This is a genomic window from Pseudomonas sp. S3E17 (assembly GCF_024168685.1).
Lineage (GTDB): Bacteria > Pseudomonadota > Gammaproteobacteria > Pseudomonadales > Pseudomonadaceae > Aquipseudomonas > Aquipseudomonas marginalis.
Window position 1 is genome coordinate 6,091,857 of record NZ_JALJWE010000001.1, and the last position, 21,360, is coordinate 6,113,216.

The window sequence follows — 21,360 nt, forward strand, 5'->3', positions numbered from 1 at the left end:
GGCCAATAAGAGTTTACTGAGTAATCAGAAAAGATAAGGAGATCGTATTTTGAGTACAGAACAGCAATTGGCTGCCGTCGTCAGTGCGGCGAATAGTCTTACCAATGTAGTCACCGGCAAGGTCGGTGAGATTGATAAGGCGATAGCGGAGGCGCGGCGTGCCTACGATGCACAGCTTTTGGATCTGAAAAGCCGTTTGCCCAGGCTTGCGGTGACTAAAAACTTCAACTTGTATCCCAGCGCCGATGGAAAGTTGATCGACAACTGGGGAATTCATGGAGAGGTGGTTTGTAATAAACTGCGTTCTATCACCACCACCTCTCAAGCTACAGGCCGTCCGCAGGCGGATGTGGATTTTCTGCTGCAAGTCCAGGCCGATGTGCGCGAACAGTTTCCTGGCTTCAATATCAGAGCCAGCGAGTACTTTCGAACGATTTTAAACGTGTGGCAATTGAAGTGGGCAACCGCAGACATCAGTCCTTGGCTCGCTTTCCCTTATACGGTTGATACCGCACTTGCTAATGGAACGGGCGCGGTTCCGCTCAACTCCTATATCACATTGGGTGCGTTTGTGCGTGTCCTGGAGGGTTCAATTTCTGGTGCCTGGAGTGTCGGTGCAGAAAAAGGCAAGTGGCGCTGGTGCTCGACAGTTGTTGCGCCCAGTGAACTGTTTGGCGCCTATTATCACCTTCATCCGATGCGGACTTCTCCTTCGGGTATTGTCGAAGTGATGTTGGCAGGCGCCTGCACGGGTGTTGTTACCAGTCCAGGCGACTGGGGAACTATGTTGGCTTTGAGCTAAGGAGAGACCATGAAGCCCATTTTTGTACCTGCTGAACTTCATCCACTGATTAAGTGGCAAGTTATACGTAGCGCCCGTGATCAGGATTTGTCAGCCAGTGATTATGCGGCGATGCCCGACTATCCAATGTTGGATAAAAATAAAGCTGCGTTCTTGGCCTATCGTCAGGGCCTGCGAGATATTCCAGATCAAGGGAGCGATCCCGACACCGTTGTATGGCCTCCTAAGCCGGACTTCCTGAAGTAACCCTCCGCGAAAGCGGTTTTTTTTCGCCTCCCAAAGCCCCTTCCGTAGGGGCTTTGGCGTTTTCCATTCGGAGAATCCCACTCATGCACACCCGCCAAACCTACACCGTCCTCATCCCATTCCCCACCGGTGCCGGCCATTGGTCCACCGTCGGCGAGGAACTGGACCTGCTGGACGTCGAAGCATCCGCCCTGCGCACCGCCGGCCGCCTGGAACTGACCAGCGTCCTCAACGCCACCCCGGCCAAAAAGGCCACCACCAAGAAGGCTGACTAACCATGGCTGAGGTTCTGAACTTCGAGCACAACGGCATCACCGTGAATGCCACCGAATCCCCCGAGGCCATGGGTGGCCTTGGCGACAATGTGATCGGCCTGGTCGGCACCGCGCCGAATGCCCATGCGTCGATCCCGAAAAACGCGCCGTTCCGTATCAACAGCTTCACCACCCAGGCGCTGCTGGATCCTACTGGCGCGGAGACAGGCACGCTGTTCCACGCGGTCTACCAGATCCTCAAAGTGGTCAAGGTGCCGGTCTACGTGGTGATCGTGGAGGAGGGCGCCACCCCGGCGGACACCCTCAACAATGTAATCGGCGGCAACGAGCCGGTCACCGGTCGTAAGCTGGGCCTGGCGGCACTGGCCAGCGTGCCGGAAGACCTGACCATCATCGGCGCCCCTGGCTTCACCGGTACCAAGGCTGTGGCGGGTGAGTTCGCGGCCTTCGGCAAGCGCATCAAGGCCCGTGTGGTGCTGGATGGCAAGGACGCGGCGGTGGCCGACCAGGTGACCTACAGCGGCGAACTGGGCGGTGCCGAGCTTGGTTTCGACCGTTGCCTGCTGGTGCACAACATGCCGTCGGTGTACTCCAAGGCGGCGAAGAAAAACGTGTTCCTCGCGCCGTCATCCCTGGCGATCGCGGCGCTGGCCAAGGTCAAGCAGTGGGAAAGCCCGGGTAATCAGGTGACGTTCGCCGAGGACGTTTCCCGCGTGGTCGAGTACAACATCCTCGACACCTCCACCGAAGGCGACCTGCTCAACCGTTACGGCGTGAGCTACTACGCCCGCACCATCCTCGGCGGTTTTTCGCTGCTGGGTAACCGCTCCATCACTGGCAAGTTCATCAGCTATGTCGGGCTGGAAGATGCCATCAGCCGCAAGTTGGTCAAGGCGGGCCAGAAAGCCATGGCCAAGAACCTAACCAAGTCCTTCATGGACCAGGAGGTCAAGCGCATCAACGACTGGCTGCAAACCCTGGTCGCCGACGAAACCATTCCCGGCGGCAGCGTGTACCTGCACCCGGAGCTCAACAGTGTCGAGAAGTACAAGAACGGCACCTGGTTCATCGTCATCGATTACGGCCGCTATGCGCCGAACGAACACATGATTTATCAACTCAACGCCCGCGATGAAATCATCGAGCAGTTCCTGGAGGACGTTCTCTAATGTTTACCAACCGAGTCAGACAGGCCATTGCGGCCACGCTTCAAGGCCTGCCGTTGTCCGCGACGGTTGAGGAATTCACTCCGCCGAAGATTGAATTCGACATGGAGTCCATGTCCGGCGGGCGCTTTATCGCCGAGGAAATGGCCAAGAGCGGCAAGGTGCTCAATGCCACCCTGGTGCTGCAAGGTGCCGGCCCGGAAATCATGCTGGCCCTGGGCGTGCGCCTGGGTGATGACATCCTGCTGAACGTGCGGGAAGCCGGCCAGGATCAGGACGGCAAGACCTACTTCACCTATCACACGGTCGGCGGCAAGCTGAAATCCCTGGCCGAAGCCAAGTTGAAGATGGGCGACAAGGCTCTCACCACGCTTGAGCTTTCCTGCCGCACTTACAACCGCCTGGAAAACGGCATCCCGGTCATCGACATCGACGTGCGTACCCAGAAGTTCGTGCTCAATGGTGTCGACATCCTCGGCGATGCCCGCCGTGCGGTGCTGATGCCGTAACTCCCCGGGGACGGGCGTGCTCGCCCCTTACTTCATCAAGGAATTGCCCCATGGCCTGGATGCCACCGCTGCACCTCCTGCTGTCTCCGATCACCGCCGACACCGGCGCGACGATCCAGCAGGTGCAACTCAAGCCGCTGTACTACGCCGCGCAAAAAGAAGCGCTGGCCCGGGCCGGTGATGACGAGGACGACCAGTTTTTCGAACTGGCGAAACTCGCCACCGGCCTGTCGGAAAAAGAACTCGACCAGCTCAAGCGCCCGGACTACGTCAGCATCGCCCAATACGTACACGAGATGTCGACACGCCCTACTTCGTTTTTCCTGGATGAGCAAGCGACGGCAACCCACGACCAGCCCGTCCAATTGTTGCTGCCTCTCGACGCGGCCGGCCGGACCCTCACTGAACTGCCCTTGGAAATGCCCGCCCTGCGTGCCACCAAGGTGATGAAAAAACTCGTCACCAACAAAGAGCGCGCCGAGTTCATTACCGCCCATTGCACCGGCCTGATGATCCCCGACCTCGCCAACCTGACCGTGCCCGACTGGACCGAACTGCAGGAGCGCATCGACGATTTTTTAAACAAACCGGCGGACTTCTTTCGGCGCGCGACATCGAAGTGATCCTCGATGTGGTGCCGCTGATCTATTCGGTCAATGAGGCGGAGATCCTCGACTGGGACGCCGGAAAAGCATTGCGCCGCTACGACATCGCGATCACTCGCCTTGGCGTTAAACAGGAGTAAGCGGGATGCAAGAGACTCAATATCAGACCAGGCTCGCCCAGGAAGACAAGCGCTGGATGATCGGCGATGTGGAACTTGGTAATGTGCTCGCGCCGTTTTCCGCAAGCCTTGCCACACCTCTGAGTCTGGAGGCGACGCCGCAGCCGCAGCCGGAACTCAGCTCGGCGCTGATCACCGTCAGTGTGGATATCAACGCCTTGACCCTGGAGCAAGTGCGGCTGCGTGAGACACTGGAAACGCTCAACAGCACGTTGTTCGTTACGAGCGGAGCACTGGCGGGCCCGGCTGGCGGCTCCATCAGCAGTGAAACGAAAAGCACGCCGGAAGGAAAAGCGTCTGCCGACGAATCCTCGATCACACAGTTGCTCAAGTGGTCGGGTGAAGGCCTGGCGGAGTCGGCCAGGACCAAGGTTTCAGACAAAGCACTTGAGGTGACGCTTGGTAAAATTCCCGGCGTCGGCGCGTTGTTCAAGGGCGCCAGCAAGGGGAGCGACGGTTGCTGCCCAGGCGTCAGCGAGGCGCTACGTGGGCGCGAGCGCTTCGGACCAAAGTACACGAGCGGGCGCAAAAAATCGGATAGACCAAGGTTGGCGAGGTTGGGGAACACTTCTACCTCCAGCAAAGCGACCAGTGGGTTTAACTCGACGGTGCGCAACCTGTTCGAGAAGGTGAGCAAGGTGTTGGAAGCCCCACGATTAGGCTTTCATGGCGGCGCAACAACTCAACGAATCTCCCCAAGCCCAAGCCCGCCGGACACTTGGCAGGGGAGCAATGTCGTGCGCAATCTGGCGTCAGGCAAGGGCGTCGGGTTAATTGACGCGTTGGAACGAGGCTTGGTTCCGATGCCCGTCCAAGTGGGCGTGAATACTCCCCACCCTATATCGCCCAGCCCTTTGAGGCATTCCACTGGGGAGGTTGCCCGCGTACCAACGCCGGCAACCTCCCGCCTGGCTGACACGATGATCCGGCTGGAGTCGGTCGGAGCCCGCCGTCTCGGTCCGCTGCGGTACGTCGACGCTGCACTCAATGTGGTTCAAGGTATACGCAACGATGACGTAAACGCCGTCGGCTCAGGCCTCAGCACCGCCGGTGGTGCCTGGGCCGGTGCCTCCGCAGGCGCCGCTATCGGCACTCTGATTTTCCCCGGCGTTGGCACTGCTGTCGGTGGCGCAATCGGTGGTTTGCTCGGCAGCGAGGCAGGCAGTTGGCTCGGTGACAAACTGTTCGGCTCAACGGATCGCCTGCCTGCGCCCAATGCGGTGAGCAAGGAACTCAACAGTGCACGCACGGACAACGTGCAAGTGACCCTCGCCCCGAGCATCCAGATCACCGGCGTCAACCCCGCCGACGCCCAGCAGGTCGTCAACCAGGTAATCCAAGCCTTGCAGTTCCAATGCATGCCGATGGTCACCGACACCCTGGGCATCCGACGCAACGCGGCACTGGCCGATCCTCCAGGAGGTGATTGATGCGACAACAAATGGTACTCGGCGACTTTATTTTCGGCTTGTCTCGAGGATTCGCCTATTCCTCGTTGGTCCGTGCCAGCGATGGCGGCTGGAGTGACCTGGCGATTATTGCCAGCAAGTCGCAGTCGCGGCAGAGCGGTCAGAAGCTGGAAAAACTCACATTCGGCGGCACAGCCATGTACGGCGTAGGCATGCAACGCCTGGACGAATTGCGCGCGCTGCAAAATGCGCGAGCGCCATTGCCCCTGGTTGACGGTATCGGCCGTAACTGGGGCTTGTGGCGGATCAATTTGATTGTGGAAACCCAGAGCAATGTCATCGATGACGGCACCGCCATGGTCATGGCCTGGACGCTGGAGCTGGAGGAGTTCGTCAATGCGTAGAGTGCGAAGTATTGCCGGTGATTCGGTCAACCTGTTGCTTTATCGCGAGGTGGGCCGTTGCGACGACACGGCGGAGGAAACCCTCTGGCGCCTGAACCCCGAGCTTGCCGAATATGGCCCGGTGCTGCCGGCCGGCGTGTGGGTGATCGTGCCTGAACTGCACGCTCGGCCCGGAGCTGTGCGACCCGTTTTGGCCTGGGATTAAGGAGGCTGCATGGCACAGGGATTTACGCCTATCGTGGAGTTTTATGGCGCCAACGCGGCGCTGCTCAATCAACGCTTGATGCACTGGAGCCACACCGACGCCGCGGGCATTGAGACCGACCGGCTGGAGCTGACCCTCAATATCGAGGGGCTGGACGGTCTGCCCACGCTGAACGGCAAGATCGGTTTGCGTGCCGGTTACCTGGAATCGGGGTTGGTGGAAAAGGGCGAGTTTGTCGTCACCCAACGCACACCGGTGCTGTTTCCCATGCGCTTGATGATCGTGGCCACCGCAGCGCCCTTCAGCGTGGTCGATGCAACGGGTTACCGCCAGCGTCGATCCGCCAGCTACGGTCCGACCACCCTGGGCGCGCTGTTTCGCCAACTGGTCAGTCGTCACGGCTATTCACCGCGAGTGGCGCCGGCGCTGGAGGGGATTGCTATCGCGCACATTGACCAGTCCAACGAAAGTGACATGGCGTTCATTTCGCGCCTTGCCCGACTTTATAGTGCAGTCACCAAACCGTTCAACGAACTCTATGTATTGGCCGAAGCCGGCCAAGCCAAATCGCTCTCCGGCCAGCTGTTGCCGGAAGTGAAGCTGTCCGTGACGGATGACAATCGCCCCGGTGAACAAAGCTTTATCACCGCCAAGCTCGACGAAAAATCCCGCTCGAAATACGAAGGCTGCCGTGCCAGTTGGTGGGATGTCTCCGCCGGCAAGCAGCGCGTCGTCCAGGTGGGGAATGCACCGTTCAAAACCTTGCGCCAACGCTACCAGAACGAAGCCGAGGCCCGCGCCGTTGCCGAAGGCGAGCTACGCCGTGTGGGGCGTGAAAATTTGAAGTTGCTGATCGATTGCCCGGGCAATCCATTGTTGGCCGCGGAAGGCCTGTTAGTGCTGGATGAGAGCTGGCCCTCCTATATGCAGGGGCGCTGGTCGATAAAGCAGGTGGTTCATGTCGGCGATCCGGTGACGGGATACCGCAGTTCGATCACGGCCGGTGGGTTGTCGATATAGCTACTTTTCGAGAGTAAAACCAATGGTGATAACACTGCCCCAGCTGCTTGACGTTATGCCGGATGCCCGCCTTAGAGCGGGCGTTTTTTTAATGCCCTTGAATGCGGCGTTCGTTCGCTTCGAGATCAACCGTGCCAAACGCATTGCCGCCTTCCTCGCCCAGATCGGCCACGAATCCGGTGAGCTGCGTTACGTGCGCGAACTGGGCAGCGATCACTACCTGGGCAAATACGACACTGGCAGCCTGGCCGCACGCCTGGGCAATAGCCCCGAATCGGATGGCGATGGCCAGTTGTACCGCGGCCGAGGACTGATCCAGATCACCGGTCGGCGCAATTACCTGGCATGCAGCCAGGCGCTGTTTGGTGATGACCGTCTGTTACGGGAGCCGATGTTGCTGGAGCAACCGCAATGGGCGGTTGAGTCGGCCGCCTGGTTCTGGCAGGTCAATGGCCTGAATGAGCTGGCCGACAAGGACCAGTTCACCACCATTACACGGCGTATCAATGGTGGGTTGAATGGGCTGGAGGATCGCTTGCGGCTGTGGGCGCGGGCGAAGGCGGTGTTATGCGTTTCCTAGGGGCCTACCAATTGATCGGTGCTTGCCTGTTGGTGGCGGGGACCTGGCAGGTGCAGGCCTGGCGCTTGGGGGTACAGCTTGAGCGCCAGGCTTCCGCCCATGCACAGGCGCTCAGCCAGCAACGCCAGGCGGCCTTGCATCAACAACAGGCTGAACAAGACAAACGGCTGGCCCTGGAGCAACAGCTCAGTGCCAGCGACCAACACCATGCTCGGGAGTTAAGCGATGCCCAACGTAACCAGGCTGCTCTGCGCGACCGCCTGGCCACTGCTGATGTGCGGTTGTCAGTCCTTCTTGACGCCACCGAACCCACCAGTGGCTGTGCAATGCCAACCGCCACCGCCACCACCGGCCTGGTTCATGCAGCCGCACGAGCCCGACTTGACCCGGCGCATGCTCAGCGAATTATCGGCATCACCGATGCCGGCGACCAGGGACTGATCGCGCTTCGCGCTTGCCAGGCGTATGTGCGCGCTGTCGCCCGCTGATCTCTTGTTCCAGCCTGTCGCTTGCATGAGCGATCTGCTCCTGTAGGGTAGGCAAACCCCCGCCCACTTCTGGAGACCGTCGTGAAGGAAATCACTCAACTTGCCGCTGACCTGGGCCGCCGCCTGCAGGTGCTCAATGCCCACGTCACCACCGCGGAATCCTGTACCGGTGGTGGTATCGCCGAGGCCATTACGCGGATCCCGGGGAGTTCGGCCTGGTTCGAGGCGGGGTATGTCACCTATTCCAATCGGCAGAAGACCCGGCAGCTGAATGTGCCGGAAACGTTGTTTCCAAAGGTTGGGGCGGTCAGCCAGGAAGTGGTGGAGGCCATGGTGCGCGGCGCCCAGGAGAAAAGCCTGGCGCGCTTTGCCGTGGCGGTCAGCGGTGTGGCGGGGCCCGATGGTGGTTCGGTGGACAAGCCGGTGGGCACCGTGTGGCTGGCCTTTGGCGTTGGCGAGGAGGTCACGGCCGAGCTTCAGCACTTCCCCGGCAACCGCGATGAGGTCCGCCGACAAACGGTGAAGGCCGCGCTGGAGGGCTTGTTGCGACGAGCTGCAGCAGAAATAGAAAATCAGGGGTAGGCGATCTCCGATCTTTGTGGAACAATACTGTCTACTTATACAGGTGTTGGCCGTCAGGCCTTATTGATTACGTGAGGACTTTAATGGACGACAACAAGAAGAAAGCCTTGGCTGCGGCCCTGGGTCAGATCGAACGTCAATTCGGCAAGGGTGCCGTAATGCGTATGGGCGATCACGACCGTCAGGCGATCCCGGCTATTTCCACTGGCTCTCTGGGTCTGGACATTGCGCTCGGCATTGGCGGCCTGCCAAAAGGCCGTATCGTTGAAATCTACGGTCCTGAATCTTCCGGTAAAACCACCCTGACCCTGTCGGTGATTGCCCAGGCGCAAAAAATGGGCGCTACGTGCGCATTCGTCGACGCCGAGCACGCCCTGGATCCTGAATACGCCGGCAAGCTGGGCGTCAACGTTGACGACCTGCTGGTGTCCCAGCCGGACACCGGTGAGCAAGCCCTGGAAATCACCGACATGCTGGTGCGCTCCAACGCCATCGACGTGATCGTGGTCGACTCCGTGGCGGCCCTGGTACCCAAGGCTGAAATCGAAGGTGAAATGGGCGACATGCATGTGGGCCTGCAAGCCCGCCTGATGTCCCAGGCGCTGCGTAAAATCACCGGTAACATCAAGAACGCCAACTGCCTGGTGATCTTCATCAACCAGATCCGCATGAAGATCGGCGTGATGTTCGGCAGCCCGGAAACCACCACCGGTGGTAACGCGTTGAAGTTCTACGCGTCGGTTCGCCTGGACATCCGCCGTACTGGCGCGGTGAAAGAAGGTGACGAGGTGGTCGGTAGCGAAACCCGCGTCAAGGTCGTGAAAAACAAAGTGGCTCCGCCTTTCCGCCAGGCTGAATTCCAGATTCTCTACGGCAAGGGTATCTACCTGAACGGCGAGATGATCGACCTGGGCGTGCTGCACGGCTTCGTTGAAAAATCCGGTGCCTGGTATGCCTACAATGGCAGCAAGATCGGTCAGGGCAAGGCCAACTCGGCCAAGTTCCTGGCGGACAACCCGGATATCGCTGCCACGCTTGAGAAGCAGATCCGCGACAAACTGCTGACCCCAACACCAGACGTGAAAGCTGCCGCCAACCGCGAGCCGGTTGAAGAAGTAGAAGAAGCCGACACTGACATCTGAAGTAAACGATGACCGTTGTACTGGATACACTCGTCGCCGTTCGGCGCACCGCAATGGACCTGCTCGCTCGCCGCGAGCATGGTCGAGTCGAGCTGACGCGTAAACTGCGTCAGCGCGGCGCGGAACCTGAGATGATCGAAACCGCCCTTGACCGTTTGACGGAAGAGGGGCTGCTTTCGGAATCCCGTTATCTCGAAAGTTTTGTCTCCTACCGAGCCCGTTCCGGCTATGGCCCGGCGCGTATTCGCGAAGAGCTGAGCCAGCGCGGTTTACAGCGAGCCGATATCGACCTTGCCTTGCGTGAGTGCGGTATCAGTTGGCAGGCACAACTGGAAGACACCTGGCGTCGCAAATTCTCGGGTCATCTCCCCATTGATGCCAGGGAACGCGCCAAGCAGGGGCGCTTCTTAAGTTATCGCGGTTTTTCGATGGAAATGATCAGCCGCTTATTAAGTGGCCGAGACATGGATGACTGAACACCTTGTTGTGCGGTGAACGGCCTTGTTGTGTGGTGAATAGGCTTGTTGTTTGTTGAATGGGCTTCTTGTGTGGTGAATGGGCTTGTTGTGGTGAGCGGGCTTGTTTGTGGTGAGCGGGCTTGTTTGTGGTGAGCGGGCTTGCCCCGCGCTGGGCTGCGAAGCAGCCCCAATGGCCTCACCTTCGATCTAAACCTGAAACACCAAACCTGAAGCCCCCAAAAAAGGCCCGCTATGAAAATAGCGGGCCTTTTTGCGTTTCTGGATTCTGCATTTCTGGATTTCACGCCGGCTGCGGCGCTACCCGCTGTTGCGTCTTCCCCTGAGCCTGCGCCCAGTTCTCCGGCAAGTTGATGTAATCCACCAGCTCCCGCAACCGGCCCTGGTCGCGGCCATTGAAGTTGAACACCAACCGCGTCAAATGGCTGAACTTCGGCTCATCATGCTCCTCGCCCGTATAGGCAAGCTGCTGGAATTCTCCGCTCAATCGCAGGCTGGCAAATTCACTCTGCAAATGAGCCAGAGCTCGATCACTGAGCGGGTGGTTCATGCGCACCACAAACTCACGTTTCAACCAGCGCGTGGAATGGAAGTTGGCATAGAACTGATTGATCTCTTCCACTGCCTCTTCAGCGCTGTACACCAGGCGTACCAGCTTGAGGTCGGTGGGCAGGATGTAGCGATTGGCTTCCAGCTGGCTACGGATAAAGTCCAGGGCGCCTTGCCAGAAACCGCCACCCGGCGCATCCAGCAACACTACCGGCACCAGCGGGCTTTTGCCGGTCTGGATCAGGGTCAATACTTCCAGGGCTTCATCCAGGGTGCCGAAACCACCGGGGCATAACACCAGCGCATCGGCTTCCTTGACGAAGAACAGTTTGCGGGTAAAGAAGAAGTGGAAGGACAGCAGGTTCTCGGTGCCATCGATGGTCGGGTTGGCATGCTGTTCGAACGGCAGGGTGATATTGAATCCCAGGCTGTGTTCCAGGCCTGCCCCTTCATGGGCCGCCGCCATGATCCCACCGCCGCCGCCGGTGATTACCATCAGGTCCGAACGGGCCAGTGCGGCACCCACCTCGCGGGCCAAGGCGTACAGAGGGCTTTCCACCGGGGTGCGTGCAGAGCCGAACACCGTGACCTTGCGGCGCCCCTTGAACTGTTCGAGTACGCGGAAGGCGTGGTCCAGTTCGCGAATGGCTTGCAAGGTGATCTTGGCGTTCCAGCGGTTGCGGTCGTCCTGGGCCATGCGCAGCACGGTCAGGATCATGTCGCGATACAGGGGGATATTCGGGCTGTTGGGGGCGATCTGCTGGAGCTGAGCTTCAACCTGTTGCGTAAGGTCGGCCCCGTTTTCTTCAAAATGCCGGAGCAGGCGGTCATTCGGTTCGTAAGGCATTCAACTTCTCCTTCTTCACAGAGGCTGGGCCAGCGGCGAGAGATTCGTCCGGGGGCCACGACACTGCATGTGTCGCTGCATACCAAGGCATTGCACGTGTTCGCCAGGCAGCAAACGGGCTCTGTATATTCCTTGTGATTTAAAAAACCTTTGCACTGCATGACGCAGGAGGGCAACCCTCTTTTGCCCTGGAAATGTTACAGAACGGTGTGGAAGCCGTGATGAACGGGCGGTCGGGATGACTTGATCATGGGCCGAAAAACCCTTGGCTGGCAACCGCTTATTGGTCACTCGACAGGGAGTTCAGCTGAACTGCAGGGAAACGGAGCAGGGGCGTGCGCGCTACTGAGCAGCAGCGCGCGAAGGGCAAGCGAAGATTACTTTTTCTTCTTGGCGGCAGCCGGTGCCGGGCAATCCGCTTCCACGAATTTCACCGATGCCACAGGACGATTGGTCTTGTTCTCGGTGATTTCATAGCGCATCACTGCGCCCTTGGCCATCAGCTCGCGATAACCTTTGTTCAGGCACACGCTTTGCCCCAGCTGGAAATACACCGCCTTGGGGTTGGCGCGCATCTGTTCGGCGCGATCAGGCAATACGCTGAGGTGATCGATCAGTTGCATGCCCTCAACGGTGTAGGCCACTTCCAGGGTTTTTTCGTCGATTTCCCGGGGCAGGTCCTTGTTGCTTTCAGTCGCGACGCTTTGCAGCTTCCGGTTCATTTGGGCCTCCAGCAGCGAGGCCGCCTGGGCGCCCACGGGCAGTACCAGCGCAAGTGCGATGGATGGGGCGGCAAGACGCAGCATGGAACGCAGCATGAAACTCTCCTGATTCGGTTACTGGTGCATAGACCAGCCACTGCGCTGTGCGTTCAGTGGCACGCAATTATAGGTGACCCCTGGCCACTACAGCCAGGCGTATCGCTGGTAAACTGCGGTCACTTAAGCCTTCCACGAGTTTTCTCCGTGTCGATCTACCCCTCTGTACGGCGCATCCGATGAGCCACGCCGTCTCCCGCCTGCGCACACAGCGCCTGGCACGCGCGATCAAGCCCTTCGTCAATCGAGGCTCCCGTGCCGAACGCTGCCCCGGCTGCCGGGTCATCCCCGAATACTGCCTGTGTGCCTGGCGCCCCCAGGTCGCAGCCAGGTCCGCCATGTGCCTGTTGATGCACGATGTCGAACCGATGAAACCCAGCAACACCGGCTGGTTGATCGCCGACGTGGTCGAGGACACCACGGCATTCGCCTGGTCGCGCACCGAAGTCGACCCGGATTTGCTCACTCTGCTCGCTGACCCGCAGTGGCAGCCCTATATCGTGTTCCCCGGCGAATTCGTGGCGCCCGAGCGTGTTGTCAGTACCGTGGCGGTGGCAGAAGGCAAGCGCCCGCTGTTCATCCTGCTGGATGGCACCTGGAGCGAAGCGCGCAAGATGTTTCGCAAGAGTCCCTATCTGGAGCATCTGCCGGTATTGAGCCTGGCGCCTGAGCAGCTTTCGCGCTACAAACTGCGCCGCTCCAAGCGTGATGACCATTTCTGCACCGCCGAAGTCGCCGCCCTGTGCCTGGAACTGGCCGATGACGCCGCTGCCAGCGAAGTACTGGACGCCTACCTCGACGTATTCAGCACCCATTACCTGGCCGCCAAGTTCCAGTTGCCACTGGACCCGACCGACTGCGTCCATACTCGTCTGGCACCCTATATACCCACGCTATAGCCAGACGACGTTTGCATGATGGCACCGTAAACCTGCATGCCGCTAAAATGCCCATGGGCGTAGTGCTTGACCCCCCAGGCTGCGCTGGGCATGCTGAGCGCCGATTGGGGTGCAACCGTGAGTTTTCGACGTCGTTCCAAGTGCTTTTGACGTTGAACGTACCCTGTGGCGATGGCTGCCTGGCCGTCGCCTTGTGTATTGGTGAACCCCGAACTCATCGGGGCTGCCATAAAAAACAGGATCATTTAATCAATGGCCACATACGAAATCCTGATAGCCGATGACCACCCGCTGTTTCGCAGTGCGCTGCATCAGGCCGTGACCCTGGGCCTTGGCCCCGACGTGCGCCTGGTTGAAGTGGCCAGCATTGCCGAGCTGGAAACCCGCCTTACCGAAAAATCCGATTGGGACCTGGTGCTGCTCGACCTGAACATGCCCGGCGCCTACGGTTTCTCGGGGCTGGTGCTCCTGCGTGGGCAATACCCGCAGATCCCCGTGGTGATGGTCTCTGCCCAGGAAGACGCCGACGTGGTGGTGCGTTCCAAGGAGTTTGGCGCCAGCGGCTTCATTCCAAAGTCCAGCGCGATGGAAGATATTCAGAAGGCCGTGCGTGCAGTGTTGGACGGTGATGTGTCCTGGCCGCCGCAGGCATTCGAACACATCAACGTGTCCGACGAAGCCAAGGCCGCCCGTGATGGCTTGGCCAGCCTGACGCCCCAGCAGTTTCGAGTGCTGACCATGGTCTGCGAAGGTTTGCTGAACAAGCAGATCGCCTATGAGCTGAGTGTGTCGGAAGCGACCATCAAGGCGCATGTCACGGCAATTTTTCGCAAATTGGGGGTGCGCACGCGGACCCAGGCGGCACTGCTCTTGCAACAACTTGAGTCAATTGCTCAGCATTAAGTTGTTACCGATTCACGCTTTTTTGACTTTGCGTGATCTAGTTTCCCCACTTCTTTGGTTCAGTTGCCTACGTCTATGTCGCCTTTCAAGGGTCAAACCGGTCTCAAACGTATCTTCAATGCAGGGGGCTATTCCCTGGATGGCCTGCGCGCGGCTTTCACCGGTGAGGCGGCGTTCCGTCAACTGGTCTTGTTGAACGTCATCCTGATCCCGCTGAGTTTTTTCCTGCACGTCAGCCGTGTTGAGCGCGCGCTGCTGATTGCGGTGTGCCTGTTGGCCCTGATCGTTGAATTGCTCAATTCGGCGGTAGAAGCGGCGATCGACCGTATTTCCCTTGATCGCCATCCTTTGTCGAAAAACGCCAAGGACATGGGCAGCGCCGCGCAATTCGTGGCGTTGACCATGATCACCCTGGTGTGGGCCGTGATCCTGATCTGACGATCAGGCAATGCTCGGCAGCACGATCTCGTCGCTGCGCTGAACCCCGGCGGTGAAGGTCCGACACAGTTCCAGGAACTCGCGCATGGCCGAGGTCTGGTATTTCTGTTTATGCCAGATGAAGTAGAACTGCCGGGCCAGGTCCAGGTCCGGGGTTTCTACCGGCACCAGGCTGCCACGGCGAAATGCATCGCGCAGCGCCAGCCGGGAAATGCACCCGATGCCCAAACCCGATTCCACCGCCCGTTTGATCGCCTCGGTGTGCTCCAGCTCCAGGCGGATATTCAGCGCGCTGCGGTGATGGCGCATGGCCTGGTCAAAGGTCAGGCGCGTGCCGGAGCCTTGCTCCCGCAGGATCCAGGCCTCATGGGTCAATTCTTCCAGGGTGGCCACGCCGCGCTTGGCCAGGGGGTGCTGAGGTGCACAAAACACCACCAGCTCATCTTCCACCCAGGTTTGCACCTCGATATCGGGGTGGCTGCAGTCGCCTTCGATTAGACCCAGGTCAATTTCGTAGTGCGCAACCTGATGCACGATATTGGCAGTGTTCTGCACATGCAGCTTCACCTGGCTTTCGGGGTGCTGCTGCATGAAGCTGCCGATCAGCAGGGTGGCCAGGTAATTGCCAATGGTCAGGGTAGCGCCGACCGCCAGGGAGCCGAAGCCGGACTTACCGTTGAGCAGGTCTTCGATCTCCTTGGCCTGGTCCAACAGCGCCACCGCTTGAGGCAACAGCTGATGGCCCAAGGCGTTGAGACTCAGGCGCTTGCCGGCACGGTCGAATAATTGGCAGCTGGATTGGCGCTCCAGCTCGGTAATCGAGGTGCTGGCGGCGGATTGAGATAAGGCCAGAAGGCCAGCAGCGCGGGAGACGCTTTCCTGCTGGGCGACGGCGACGAAGACTTGCAGTTGACGGAGAGTAAATCGCATATCGATATAACCGATAACCCTTATCTTAATAATCCAGTTAACAGATATTGTCGCCGCCATTAGAATGCTGTGCAATTGCGCACTTCATCTTTGGCGCAGACCCATTTCCAGGAGTCCCCCGTACATGAGCAACATGAACCACGAGCGTGTCCTCAGTGTTCATCACTGGAACGACACTCTGTTCAGCTTCAAGTGCACCCGCGATCCGGGCCTGCGCTTCGAGAACGGTCAGTTCGTGATGATCGGCCTGCAACAGCCCAACGGCCGCCCGCTCATGCGCGCTTACTCCATTGCCAGCCCGAACTGGGAAGAGCATCTGGAGTTCTTCAGCATCAAGGTGCCGGATGGCCCGCTGACTTCCCAATTGCAGCACTTGAAGGAAGGCGACGAGATCATCATCAGCAAAAAACCGACAGGCACCCTGGTGCTTGACGATTTGAAGCCGGGCAAACACCTCTACCTGCTCAGCACCGGTACTGGCCTTGCTCCGTTCATGAGCGTGATCCAGGACCCGGAAACCTACGAGCGCTTTGAAAAAGTGATCCTGTGCCACGGCGTGCGCTACGTCAACGAAGTCGCCTACCGCGAATTCATCACCGAGCACCTGCCGCAGAACGAATTCTTCGGCGAGGCCCTGCGTGAGAAGTTGATCTACTACCCGACCGTGACCCGCGAGCCATTCGAAAACGAAGGCCGCCTGACCGACCTGATGCGCAGCGGCAAGCTGTTCAGCGACATCGGCCTGCCACCGATCAACCCCGAGGACGACCGCGCCATGTTGTGCGGCAGCCCAAGCATGTTGGACGAGACCAGCGAAGTGCTGAACAGCTTCGGCCTGAAGGTTTCGCCGCGGATGCGTGAGCCGGGTGATTACTTGATCGAACGCGCGTTCGTCGAGAAATAACTGCGGTAAAAAATGTGGGAGGGGGCTTGCTCCCGATGGCGATGGGTCAGTCGATATACACGTTGACTGATCCACCGCCATCGGGAGCAAGCCCCCTCCCACATTGGGTTTCCGGTTTATCCCGCCGGCACCACTTCCAGCACACAAATCATCCCGGCCTCTGGATAGTGCCAGCGCACATCCACATCCCAGAACTGCGCCCCGTATTCGCGTTCAGGCCCTGGCGTCTGGTACGCCGGCCGTGGATCCTGTGCCAGACACTGATCGATCAACTCCACCAACGGCTCCCCAAGGCGCTGGGCATGGCCTTGTGCCTGCTGCAGTGCGCTCTTCAGCCACTGCACCGGAATCAGTTGCGGTGCACCACTGGCGATGCTGTTGGTGGCTGTGTCGATGATATCGGCGTAGGGCACATACGGCTTGATATCCAATACCGGGGTGCCATCGAGCAAATCGATCCCGGAAATCCATAGCCGGCCCGGCTCCACCTTGTCCAGCTTGACCACTGACTGGCCAATCCCGTTGGGCCGATGAGTCGCGCGGGTCGCAAACACCCCCATGGACGTGTTGCCACCCAGGCGGGGCGGGCGCACTTTCAGGCGGGGCTTGTCTTCCAGGGCCTGGTGGAACAGAAACAACAGCCACACGTGGCTGACCTGCTCCAGGCCCTGTACCGCCTCGCCCTGGTCGAACGGCGCCACCAACTCCAGCACGCCCCGCGCGGCAGGCGCCAGTTGCGGTTGGCGCGGGATGGCGAACTTCTCCTTGAAGCAGGAGCGTACGAAACCGACCGGCGAGACCTGGTAACCCATGGCTTACGTGCGAACCCGCAGCGTCAGGCCCTTGAGGAAGTTGCGCAGCAGCTGGTCGCCACAGGTGCGGTAGTTGGTATGGCCGAACTTGCGGAACAGTGCGCTCAGTTCAGGCTTGGACACCGGGAATTCGGCAGCCTTGAGGATGGCGTGCATGTCGTCCTCCTTCAGTTCGAAGGCCACACGCAGTTTCTTGAGGATGATGTTGTTGGTCACCGGGGTTTCGATCGGCTGCGGCGGACGGCTTTCGTCCTTGCCGCGCTTGAAAATCACCAGGCCATCGAGGAAGTGGGCCATGACCTCATCCGGACAGAACACAAAGCCTTCTTCCTCGTCTTTCTTGAGGTAGGTCAGCAGGTCTTCCTTGGTCACGTCCATGCCGCCGAGCTTGATAAGCTCGACCATCTTGTTGTCGCTGATGTCGAGCATGTAGCGCACGCTGCGCAGTACGTCGTTGTGAATCATGGTGGGCAATCCTGGTTTTCAACGGTGGGCGCCGCCGGGTGGGGCGGTGCCTGGAAAGGGGGAGGCTGTTTAGAACTTTTCTTTGCCGGACAGGTAACGCCATTGGCCAACCGGCACTTTGCCGATGGACACGCCGCCGATGCGAATGCGGCGGATAGCGACGACTTTCAGGCCAACGGCTTCGCAGAACAGGGCGATCACGCCCGGTTGCGGGTTTTTCATCGCAAAGCGCAGGCGATTTTCGTTCTGCCAGCTGGCTTTTACGGCTGGCAGCTCTTTGCCTTTGTAGGTCAGGCCGTGGTTCAGGCGGTTGAGGCCGTGGGCAACCATGTCGCCTTCAACCTCCACCACGTATTCCTGCTCGATCTTGGCGGCATCGGCGGTCAACTTGCGCAGAATCTTCCAGTCCTGGGTAAACACCAGCAGGCCGCTGGCCTTGGCCTGCAGGTCGGCGCTGGCGGTCAGGCGCAGGAAGTGGCCCTTGAGCGGACGCTTGCTGAAGCGGTGTTCTTCGGACAGGGTTTCGGCGCTGATCGAGGCCATTGCCGTCTCGGCATCGACACCGGCCGGGGCGTGGAACAGGATGGTCACCGGCTCTGGCGCAGTGGCCTTGGCCTCCGGGTCCAGTTCGACCTTCTGGGTGGTGATCTTGAATTGCGGCTCGTCGATCACTTCACCGTCCACCGAGACCCAGCCGCCTTCGATAAACAGCTCAGCCTCCCGACGGGAGCAACCGACCAGTTCGATAAGGCGTTTGGAGAGGCGTATGGGGTCAGTCATGACAAGGGCCGTAACAAAAGGGGGCGGCTATTGTACCTGTGTGGGCGCGGTTAATCCCGGCCCCATTTCATTTAGCCCTGACGGGCGTTTTGTTGTTGCTGGCGCAGGCGCAGGTGCAGCAACGGATAGGGCTGCCCCAGGCCGTCATGCTCGGTGCGTCCGACCACTTCGAAACCCTGCTTGAAATAAAACCCCAAGGCTTGGGGGTTCTGCTCGTTGACGTCGAGTTCGTCGGCGTTCATGCGCTCGATTGCATAACGCAGCAACTGCCGGCCGAGGCCTTGCCCGCGGTATTGCGGGTCGACGAACAGCATCTCCACCTTACCGCACGCCACCCCGGCAAACCCGGTGATGCGTTGGCGCGAGTCACGGGTGCAGATCAGCATCACCGAATCCAGGTAGCGGGTCAGCAGCAGGTTTTTCAGCAATACGATGTAACTGTCCGGCAAAAAATCATGGGTGGCCCGCACCGAGGCCTCCCAGATGCGCGCCAGCTCTGCGTAGTCGCTGGCTTTAGGTGTGTGGATAACTGAATGCTGACGCATGCCCGCTGCCCCTTGCGTTGATTGGCGCTGATGGGCAAAACGATAGACCTAAAAAAGCCCCGCATCTTGTCCAGAAGCAGGGCTTTTCAAGTTTTTTCGATCAGTCGCGCTTTTCAGCCCACAGATCGTACTCATCAGCGTCGGTCACGGTGCACCAGACCTTGTCACCCGGCTTCAAGCCGCTGGCATCGTCGATAAACACGTTACCGTCGATTTCCGGTGCATCGAAGAAGCAACGGCCGACTGCACCTTGCTCGTCGACTTCATCGATCAGCACTTCGATTTCCTTGCCGATACGCAGTTGCAGGCGCGCCGAGCTGATTGCCTGTTGGTGCGCCATGAAGCGCTCCCAACGGTCCTGCTTGACGTCATCCGGGACCACGGCCAGGTCCAGCAGGTTGGCCGGGGCACCTTCCACGGGCGAGTACTGGAAGCAACCCACACGGTCCAGTTGCGCTTCGGTCAGCCAGTCCAGCAGGTACTGGAAGTCTTCTTCGGTTTCGCCGGGGAAGCCGACGATGAAGGTCGAACGGATGATCAGCTCGGGGCAGATCTCGCGCCAGTTCTTGATGCGCGCCAGGGTCTTGTCTTCGAAGGCCGGGCGTTTCATGGCCTTGAGCACTTTCGGGCTGGCGTGCTGGAACGGGATGTCCAGGTACGGCAGGATCTTGCCGGCGGCCATCAACGGGATCAGCTCGTCCACGTGCGGGTACGGGTAGACGTAGTGCAGGCGCACCCACACGCCCAGGCTGCTGAGGGCTTCGCAGAGTTCGGTCATGCGGGTTTTCACCGGCGCGCCGTTCCAGAAGCCGGTGCGGTATTTCACGTCGACGCCGTAGGCGCTGGTGTCCTGGGAGATCACCAGCAGCTCCTTGACGCCGGATTTGACCAGGCGCTGGGCCTCGTCAAGTACGTCACCCACCGGGCGGCTGACCAGCTTGCCGCGCATCGACGGGATGATGCAGAAGCTGCAGCTGTGGTTGCAGCCTTCGGAAATCTTCAGGTACGCATAGTGACGCGGGGTCAGCTTGATGCCTTGGGGCGGTACCAGGTCGATCAGCGGGTTGTGATCCTGGCGCGGCGGCACCACCTCGTGCACGGCATTGACCACCTGCTCGTACTGCTGCGGGCCGGTCACGGCCAGTACGCTGGGGTGCACGTTGCGGATATTGCCTTCTTCCACACCCATGCAGCCGGTCACGATGACCTTGCCGTTTTCCTTGATGGCTTCGCCGATCACTTCCAGGGACTCTGCCTTGGCCGAGTCGATAAAGCCGCAGGTGTTGACCACCACCACATCGGCGTCCTGGTAAGTGGACACGACGTCATAGCCTTCCATACGCAGTTGCGTGAGGATGCGCTCGGAATCGACCAGAGCCTTCGGGCAACCCAGGGAAACAAAGCCAACCTTGGGGTTGGCTTTTGCGATGGTGGTGGACATGTCTAACCTCGGTATTGAATGACGCCGCCAGTCGGGCACGACAGGGCTGCGGACGGGCGCTTGCTGCGCCTCTGATCAAAAAGTGCGCAATTCTAGCGACGGGCAACGCACTTGACCAGCTTTATGCGGGGAAATGCGACGAGTGCTGTGTTGGGTGAATCGCCCAGCCCTTACACGTTCTTAAGCCCGGACGTCCTGCTCTGTGCGGTGCGTTACAACTTTAGACATGCCCACACCTAACGCCTGAAGCACTTTCAGGAGAGTGGAAAGCTTTGGGTCGCCGCCGACGCCGAGGGACCTATAGAGATTTGCTCTATTGAGGCCCGTGTTCTGCGACAGACTGAGCATCCCGCCGCGAGCGTCCGCCACTCGACGGATAGCGACAAGGAACGCGTCTTCCCCACCCGCTTCATCGATTTCCTCAAGCGCGACAGATAGATATTCCAAGGCAAATGCTTCGTCGTCTCGGAGCATTTCAAGAACACTATCTTCATGAGAACGAGTACGAATGGTCATTTTTGCTGCACCTTGTAAGATTTCCAGAGGGCCTTGGCCTGATCAATGTCGTTCTGCTGCCTGGCCTTTGAGCCGCCGCCCAACAGGAAAACAATTTTTCGATCCTGGATTGCGTAATACACACGAAACCCAGGCCCGAAGTCGAGTTTCATCTCAAAGACCCCGTCACCCACCGACTCGGTAACACCAAAGTGGCCAAGGGAAGCTCGATCCACTCTGGTGGTGATTCTTGCCTTTGAACGCGTGTCTTGCACGGTGTCCAGCCAAGCCTGGTAGATATCCACCCCGTTGACTGAAAGTACGTGTTTCACTTCGTACATGCGGAATGTACCTTAAAAGAGACAGAGCAATGATTGAGTTTTTATATCGACTACGCACGTGATGCAGGCGCGCGATTTATTGATCAGGCAAGGTGGCCAAGGAGC

The 21,360-nt window shown here is 59.4% G+C and carries 30 protein-coding genes; 20 read left to right on the plus strand and 10 right to left on the minus strand.

Annotated elements, in window-relative coordinates; genetic code table 11:
- The first annotated feature begins 49 nt into the window (after positions 1 to 49).
- The 16 genes from J3D60_RS27520 (at position 50) to recX (ending at position 10,088) form a co-directional block, all read left to right on the plus strand.
- On the plus strand, positions 50 to 802 hold the full coding sequence (locus tag J3D60_RS27520) for a hypothetical protein (protein ID WP_253493471.1): 753 nt from the start codon (positions 50 to 52) through the stop codon (positions 800 to 802).
- A gap of 9 nt (positions 803 to 811) precedes the next feature.
- Positions 812 to 1,048 carry a tail fiber assembly protein gene (locus J3D60_RS27525; RefSeq protein WP_065938710.1) on the plus strand — a complete coding sequence of 79 codons (237 nt, stop codon included), beginning with the start codon at positions 812 to 814 and terminating at the stop codon, positions 1,046 to 1,048.
- A gap of 83 nt (positions 1,049 to 1,131) precedes the next feature.
- Complete coding sequence (locus tag J3D60_RS27530) at positions 1,132 to 1,323, plus strand: hypothetical protein (protein WP_065938711.1); 192 nt, start codon at positions 1,132 to 1,134, stop codon at positions 1,321 to 1,323.
- Between the two features lie 2 nt (positions 1,324 to 1,325).
- Positions 1,326 to 2,492, plus strand: coding sequence for a phage tail protein (locus tag J3D60_RS27535; RefSeq protein WP_065938712.1), 1,167 nt, complete (start codon positions 1,326 to 1,328; stop codon positions 2,490 to 2,492).
- A complete protein-coding gene (locus tag J3D60_RS27540) occupies positions 2,492 to 2,998 on the plus strand; it encodes a phage major tail tube protein (protein ID WP_065938713.1) in 507 nt (168 codons plus the stop codon). The genes J3D60_RS27535 and J3D60_RS27540 overlap by 1 nt, the downstream gene beginning before the upstream one ends.
- Before the next feature lie 50 nt (positions 2,999 to 3,048).
- Positions 3,049 to 3,621, plus strand: coding sequence for a phage tail assembly protein (locus J3D60_RS27545; protein ID WP_253493473.1), 573 nt, complete (start codon positions 3,049 to 3,051; stop codon positions 3,619 to 3,621).
- A complete protein-coding gene (locus tag J3D60_RS31305; RefSeq protein WP_017844653.1) occupies positions 3,618 to 3,743 on the plus strand; it encodes a hypothetical protein in 126 nt (41 codons plus the stop codon). The genes J3D60_RS27545 and J3D60_RS31305 overlap by 4 nt, the downstream gene beginning before the upstream one ends.
- Before the next feature lie 5 nt (positions 3,744 to 3,748).
- Entirely contained in the window at positions 3,749 to 5,212 is a 1,464-nt protein-coding gene (locus tag J3D60_RS27550; protein ID WP_253493475.1) for a tail tape measure protein, read from the plus strand.
- Complete coding sequence (locus J3D60_RS27555; RefSeq protein ID WP_253493476.1) at positions 5,212 to 5,595, plus strand: phage tail protein; 384 nt, start codon at positions 5,212 to 5,214, stop codon at positions 5,593 to 5,595. The genes J3D60_RS27550 and J3D60_RS27555 overlap by 1 nt, the downstream gene beginning before the upstream one ends.
- Positions 5,588 to 5,800 (plus strand): tail protein X, encoded by a 213-nt coding sequence (locus J3D60_RS27560; protein ID WP_027604555.1) that lies wholly within the window; start codon positions 5,588 to 5,590, stop codon positions 5,798 to 5,800. Before J3D60_RS27555 ends, J3D60_RS27560 begins: the two co-directional genes overlap by 8 nt.
- A 9-nt stretch (positions 5,801 to 5,809) precedes the next feature.
- A complete protein-coding gene (locus tag J3D60_RS27565; RefSeq protein WP_065938717.1) occupies positions 5,810 to 6,820 on the plus strand; it encodes a contractile injection system protein, VgrG/Pvc8 family in 1,011 nt (336 codons plus the stop codon).
- Between the two features lie 22 nt (positions 6,821 to 6,842).
- Positions 6,843 to 7,400 carry a glycoside hydrolase family 19 protein gene (locus J3D60_RS27570; protein ID WP_253493477.1) on the plus strand — a complete coding sequence of 186 codons (558 nt, stop codon included), beginning with the start codon at positions 6,843 to 6,845 and terminating at the stop codon, positions 7,398 to 7,400.
- The gene (locus J3D60_RS27575) at positions 7,388 to 7,888 is read left to right on the plus strand and encodes a lysis system i-spanin subunit Rz (protein ID WP_253493478.1); all 501 of its coding nucleotides are present in this window, start codon (positions 7,388 to 7,390) and stop codon (positions 7,886 to 7,888) included. Before J3D60_RS27570 ends, J3D60_RS27575 begins: the two co-directional genes overlap by 13 nt.
- Positions 7,889 to 7,969: 81 nt before the next feature.
- Positions 7,970 to 8,470 carry a CinA family protein gene (locus J3D60_RS27580; RefSeq protein WP_027604550.1) on the plus strand — a complete coding sequence of 167 codons (501 nt, stop codon included), beginning with the start codon at positions 7,970 to 7,972 and terminating at the stop codon, positions 8,468 to 8,470.
- 83 nt (positions 8,471 to 8,553) lie between these two features.
- Entirely contained in the window at positions 8,554 to 9,612 is a 1,059-nt protein-coding gene (gene recA, locus J3D60_RS27585; RefSeq protein ID WP_065926514.1) for a recombinase RecA, read from the plus strand.
- A gap of 8 nt (positions 9,613 to 9,620) precedes the next feature.
- A complete protein-coding gene (recX, locus tag J3D60_RS27590; RefSeq protein WP_012722522.1) occupies positions 9,621 to 10,088 on the plus strand; it encodes a recombination regulator RecX in 468 nt (155 codons plus the stop codon).
- 283 nt (positions 10,089 to 10,371) lie between these two features.
- Here the strand turns inward: recX and J3D60_RS27595 are convergent, their stop codons facing one another.
- Both J3D60_RS27595 and J3D60_RS27600 read right to left on the minus strand, forming a co-directional pair.
- A complete protein-coding gene (locus J3D60_RS27595) occupies positions 10,372 to 11,484 on the minus strand; it encodes a TIGR00730 family Rossman fold protein (protein WP_065926513.1) in 1,113 nt (370 codons plus the stop codon).
- Positions 11,485 to 11,861: 377 nt separating this feature from the next.
- Positions 11,862 to 12,302, minus strand: coding sequence for a PA3611 family quorum-sensing-regulated virulence factor (locus J3D60_RS27600; protein WP_027604548.1), 441 nt, complete (start codon positions 12,300 to 12,302; stop codon positions 11,862 to 11,864).
- Positions 12,303 to 12,481: 179 nt separating this feature from the next.
- Between J3D60_RS27600 and J3D60_RS27605 the strand changes: the two genes are divergently transcribed.
- The 3 genes from J3D60_RS27605 to J3D60_RS27615 all read left to right on the plus strand — a co-directional run bounded on the left by J3D60_RS27605 (position 12,482) and on the right by J3D60_RS27615 (position 14,542).
- A complete protein-coding gene (locus J3D60_RS27605) occupies positions 12,482 to 13,201 on the plus strand; it encodes a tRNA-uridine aminocarboxypropyltransferase (protein ID WP_065938720.1) in 720 nt (239 codons plus the stop codon).
- A gap of 252 nt (positions 13,202 to 13,453) precedes the next feature.
- Positions 13,454 to 14,104, plus strand: coding sequence for a response regulator transcription factor ErdR (gene erdR, locus J3D60_RS27610; protein ID WP_027604545.1), 651 nt, complete (start codon positions 13,454 to 13,456; stop codon positions 14,102 to 14,104).
- Between the two features lie 75 nt (positions 14,105 to 14,179).
- The gene (locus tag J3D60_RS27615; protein WP_065938722.1) at positions 14,180 to 14,542 is read left to right on the plus strand and encodes a diacylglycerol kinase; all 363 of its coding nucleotides are present in this window, start codon (positions 14,180 to 14,182) and stop codon (positions 14,540 to 14,542) included.
- A gap of 3 nt (positions 14,543 to 14,545) precedes the next feature.
- Here J3D60_RS27615 and J3D60_RS27620 read toward each other — a convergent pair whose 3' ends face one another.
- Positions 14,546 to 15,472: a LysR family transcriptional regulator gene (locus tag J3D60_RS27620; RefSeq protein WP_065938723.1), complete on the minus strand. Its 927-nt coding sequence runs from the start codon at positions 15,470 to 15,472 to the stop codon at positions 14,546 to 14,548.
- Positions 15,473 to 15,596: 124 nt separating this feature from the next.
- Here J3D60_RS27620 and fpr point away from each other — a divergent pair, with 124 nt between their 5' ends.
- A complete protein-coding gene (gene fpr, locus J3D60_RS27625; RefSeq protein ID WP_003172178.1) occupies positions 15,597 to 16,376 on the plus strand; it encodes a ferredoxin-NADP reductase in 780 nt (259 codons plus the stop codon).
- Positions 16,377 to 16,492: 116 nt separating this feature from the next.
- Here fpr and tsaA read toward each other — a convergent pair whose 3' ends face one another.
- The 7 genes from tsaA to J3D60_RS27660 all read right to left on the minus strand — a co-directional run bounded on the left by tsaA (position 16,493) and on the right by J3D60_RS27660 (position 21,255).
- Positions 16,493 to 17,188 (minus strand): tRNA (N6-threonylcarbamoyladenosine(37)-N6)-methyltransferase TrmO, encoded by a 696-nt coding sequence (tsaA, locus tag J3D60_RS27630; protein ID WP_065938724.1) that lies wholly within the window; start codon positions 17,186 to 17,188, stop codon positions 16,493 to 16,495.
- A gap of 3 nt (positions 17,189 to 17,191) precedes the next feature.
- Positions 17,192 to 17,653 carry a DUF1456 family protein gene (locus J3D60_RS27635; protein WP_027604540.1) on the minus strand — a complete coding sequence of 154 codons (462 nt, stop codon included), beginning with the start codon at positions 17,651 to 17,653 and terminating at the stop codon, positions 17,192 to 17,194.
- Positions 17,654 to 17,722: 69 nt separating this feature from the next.
- Entirely contained in the window at positions 17,723 to 18,433 is a 711-nt protein-coding gene (locus J3D60_RS27640) for an rRNA pseudouridine synthase (protein WP_092356391.1), read from the minus strand.
- Positions 18,434 to 18,504: 71 nt separating this feature from the next.
- Positions 18,505 to 18,978 (minus strand): GNAT family N-acetyltransferase, encoded by a 474-nt coding sequence (locus tag J3D60_RS27645; RefSeq protein ID WP_065938725.1) that lies wholly within the window; start codon positions 18,976 to 18,978, stop codon positions 18,505 to 18,507.
- 100 nt (positions 18,979 to 19,078) lie between these two features.
- Positions 19,079 to 20,407: a 30S ribosomal protein S12 methylthiotransferase RimO gene (gene rimO, locus J3D60_RS27650; RefSeq protein WP_169855583.1), complete on the minus strand. Its 1,329-nt coding sequence runs from the start codon at positions 20,405 to 20,407 to the stop codon at positions 19,079 to 19,081.
- A gap of 192 nt (positions 20,408 to 20,599) precedes the next feature.
- Positions 20,600 to 20,935 carry an addiction module antidote protein gene (locus J3D60_RS27655; protein ID WP_043293399.1) on the minus strand — a complete coding sequence of 112 codons (336 nt, stop codon included), beginning with the start codon at positions 20,933 to 20,935 and terminating at the stop codon, positions 20,600 to 20,602.
- On the minus strand, positions 20,932 to 21,255 hold the full coding sequence (locus J3D60_RS27660) for a type II toxin-antitoxin system RelE/ParE family toxin (protein ID WP_065938726.1): 324 nt from the start codon (positions 21,253 to 21,255) through the stop codon (positions 20,932 to 20,934). The genes J3D60_RS27655 and J3D60_RS27660 overlap by 4 nt, the downstream gene beginning before the upstream one ends.
- Positions 21,256 to 21,360 lie beyond the last annotated feature (105 nt).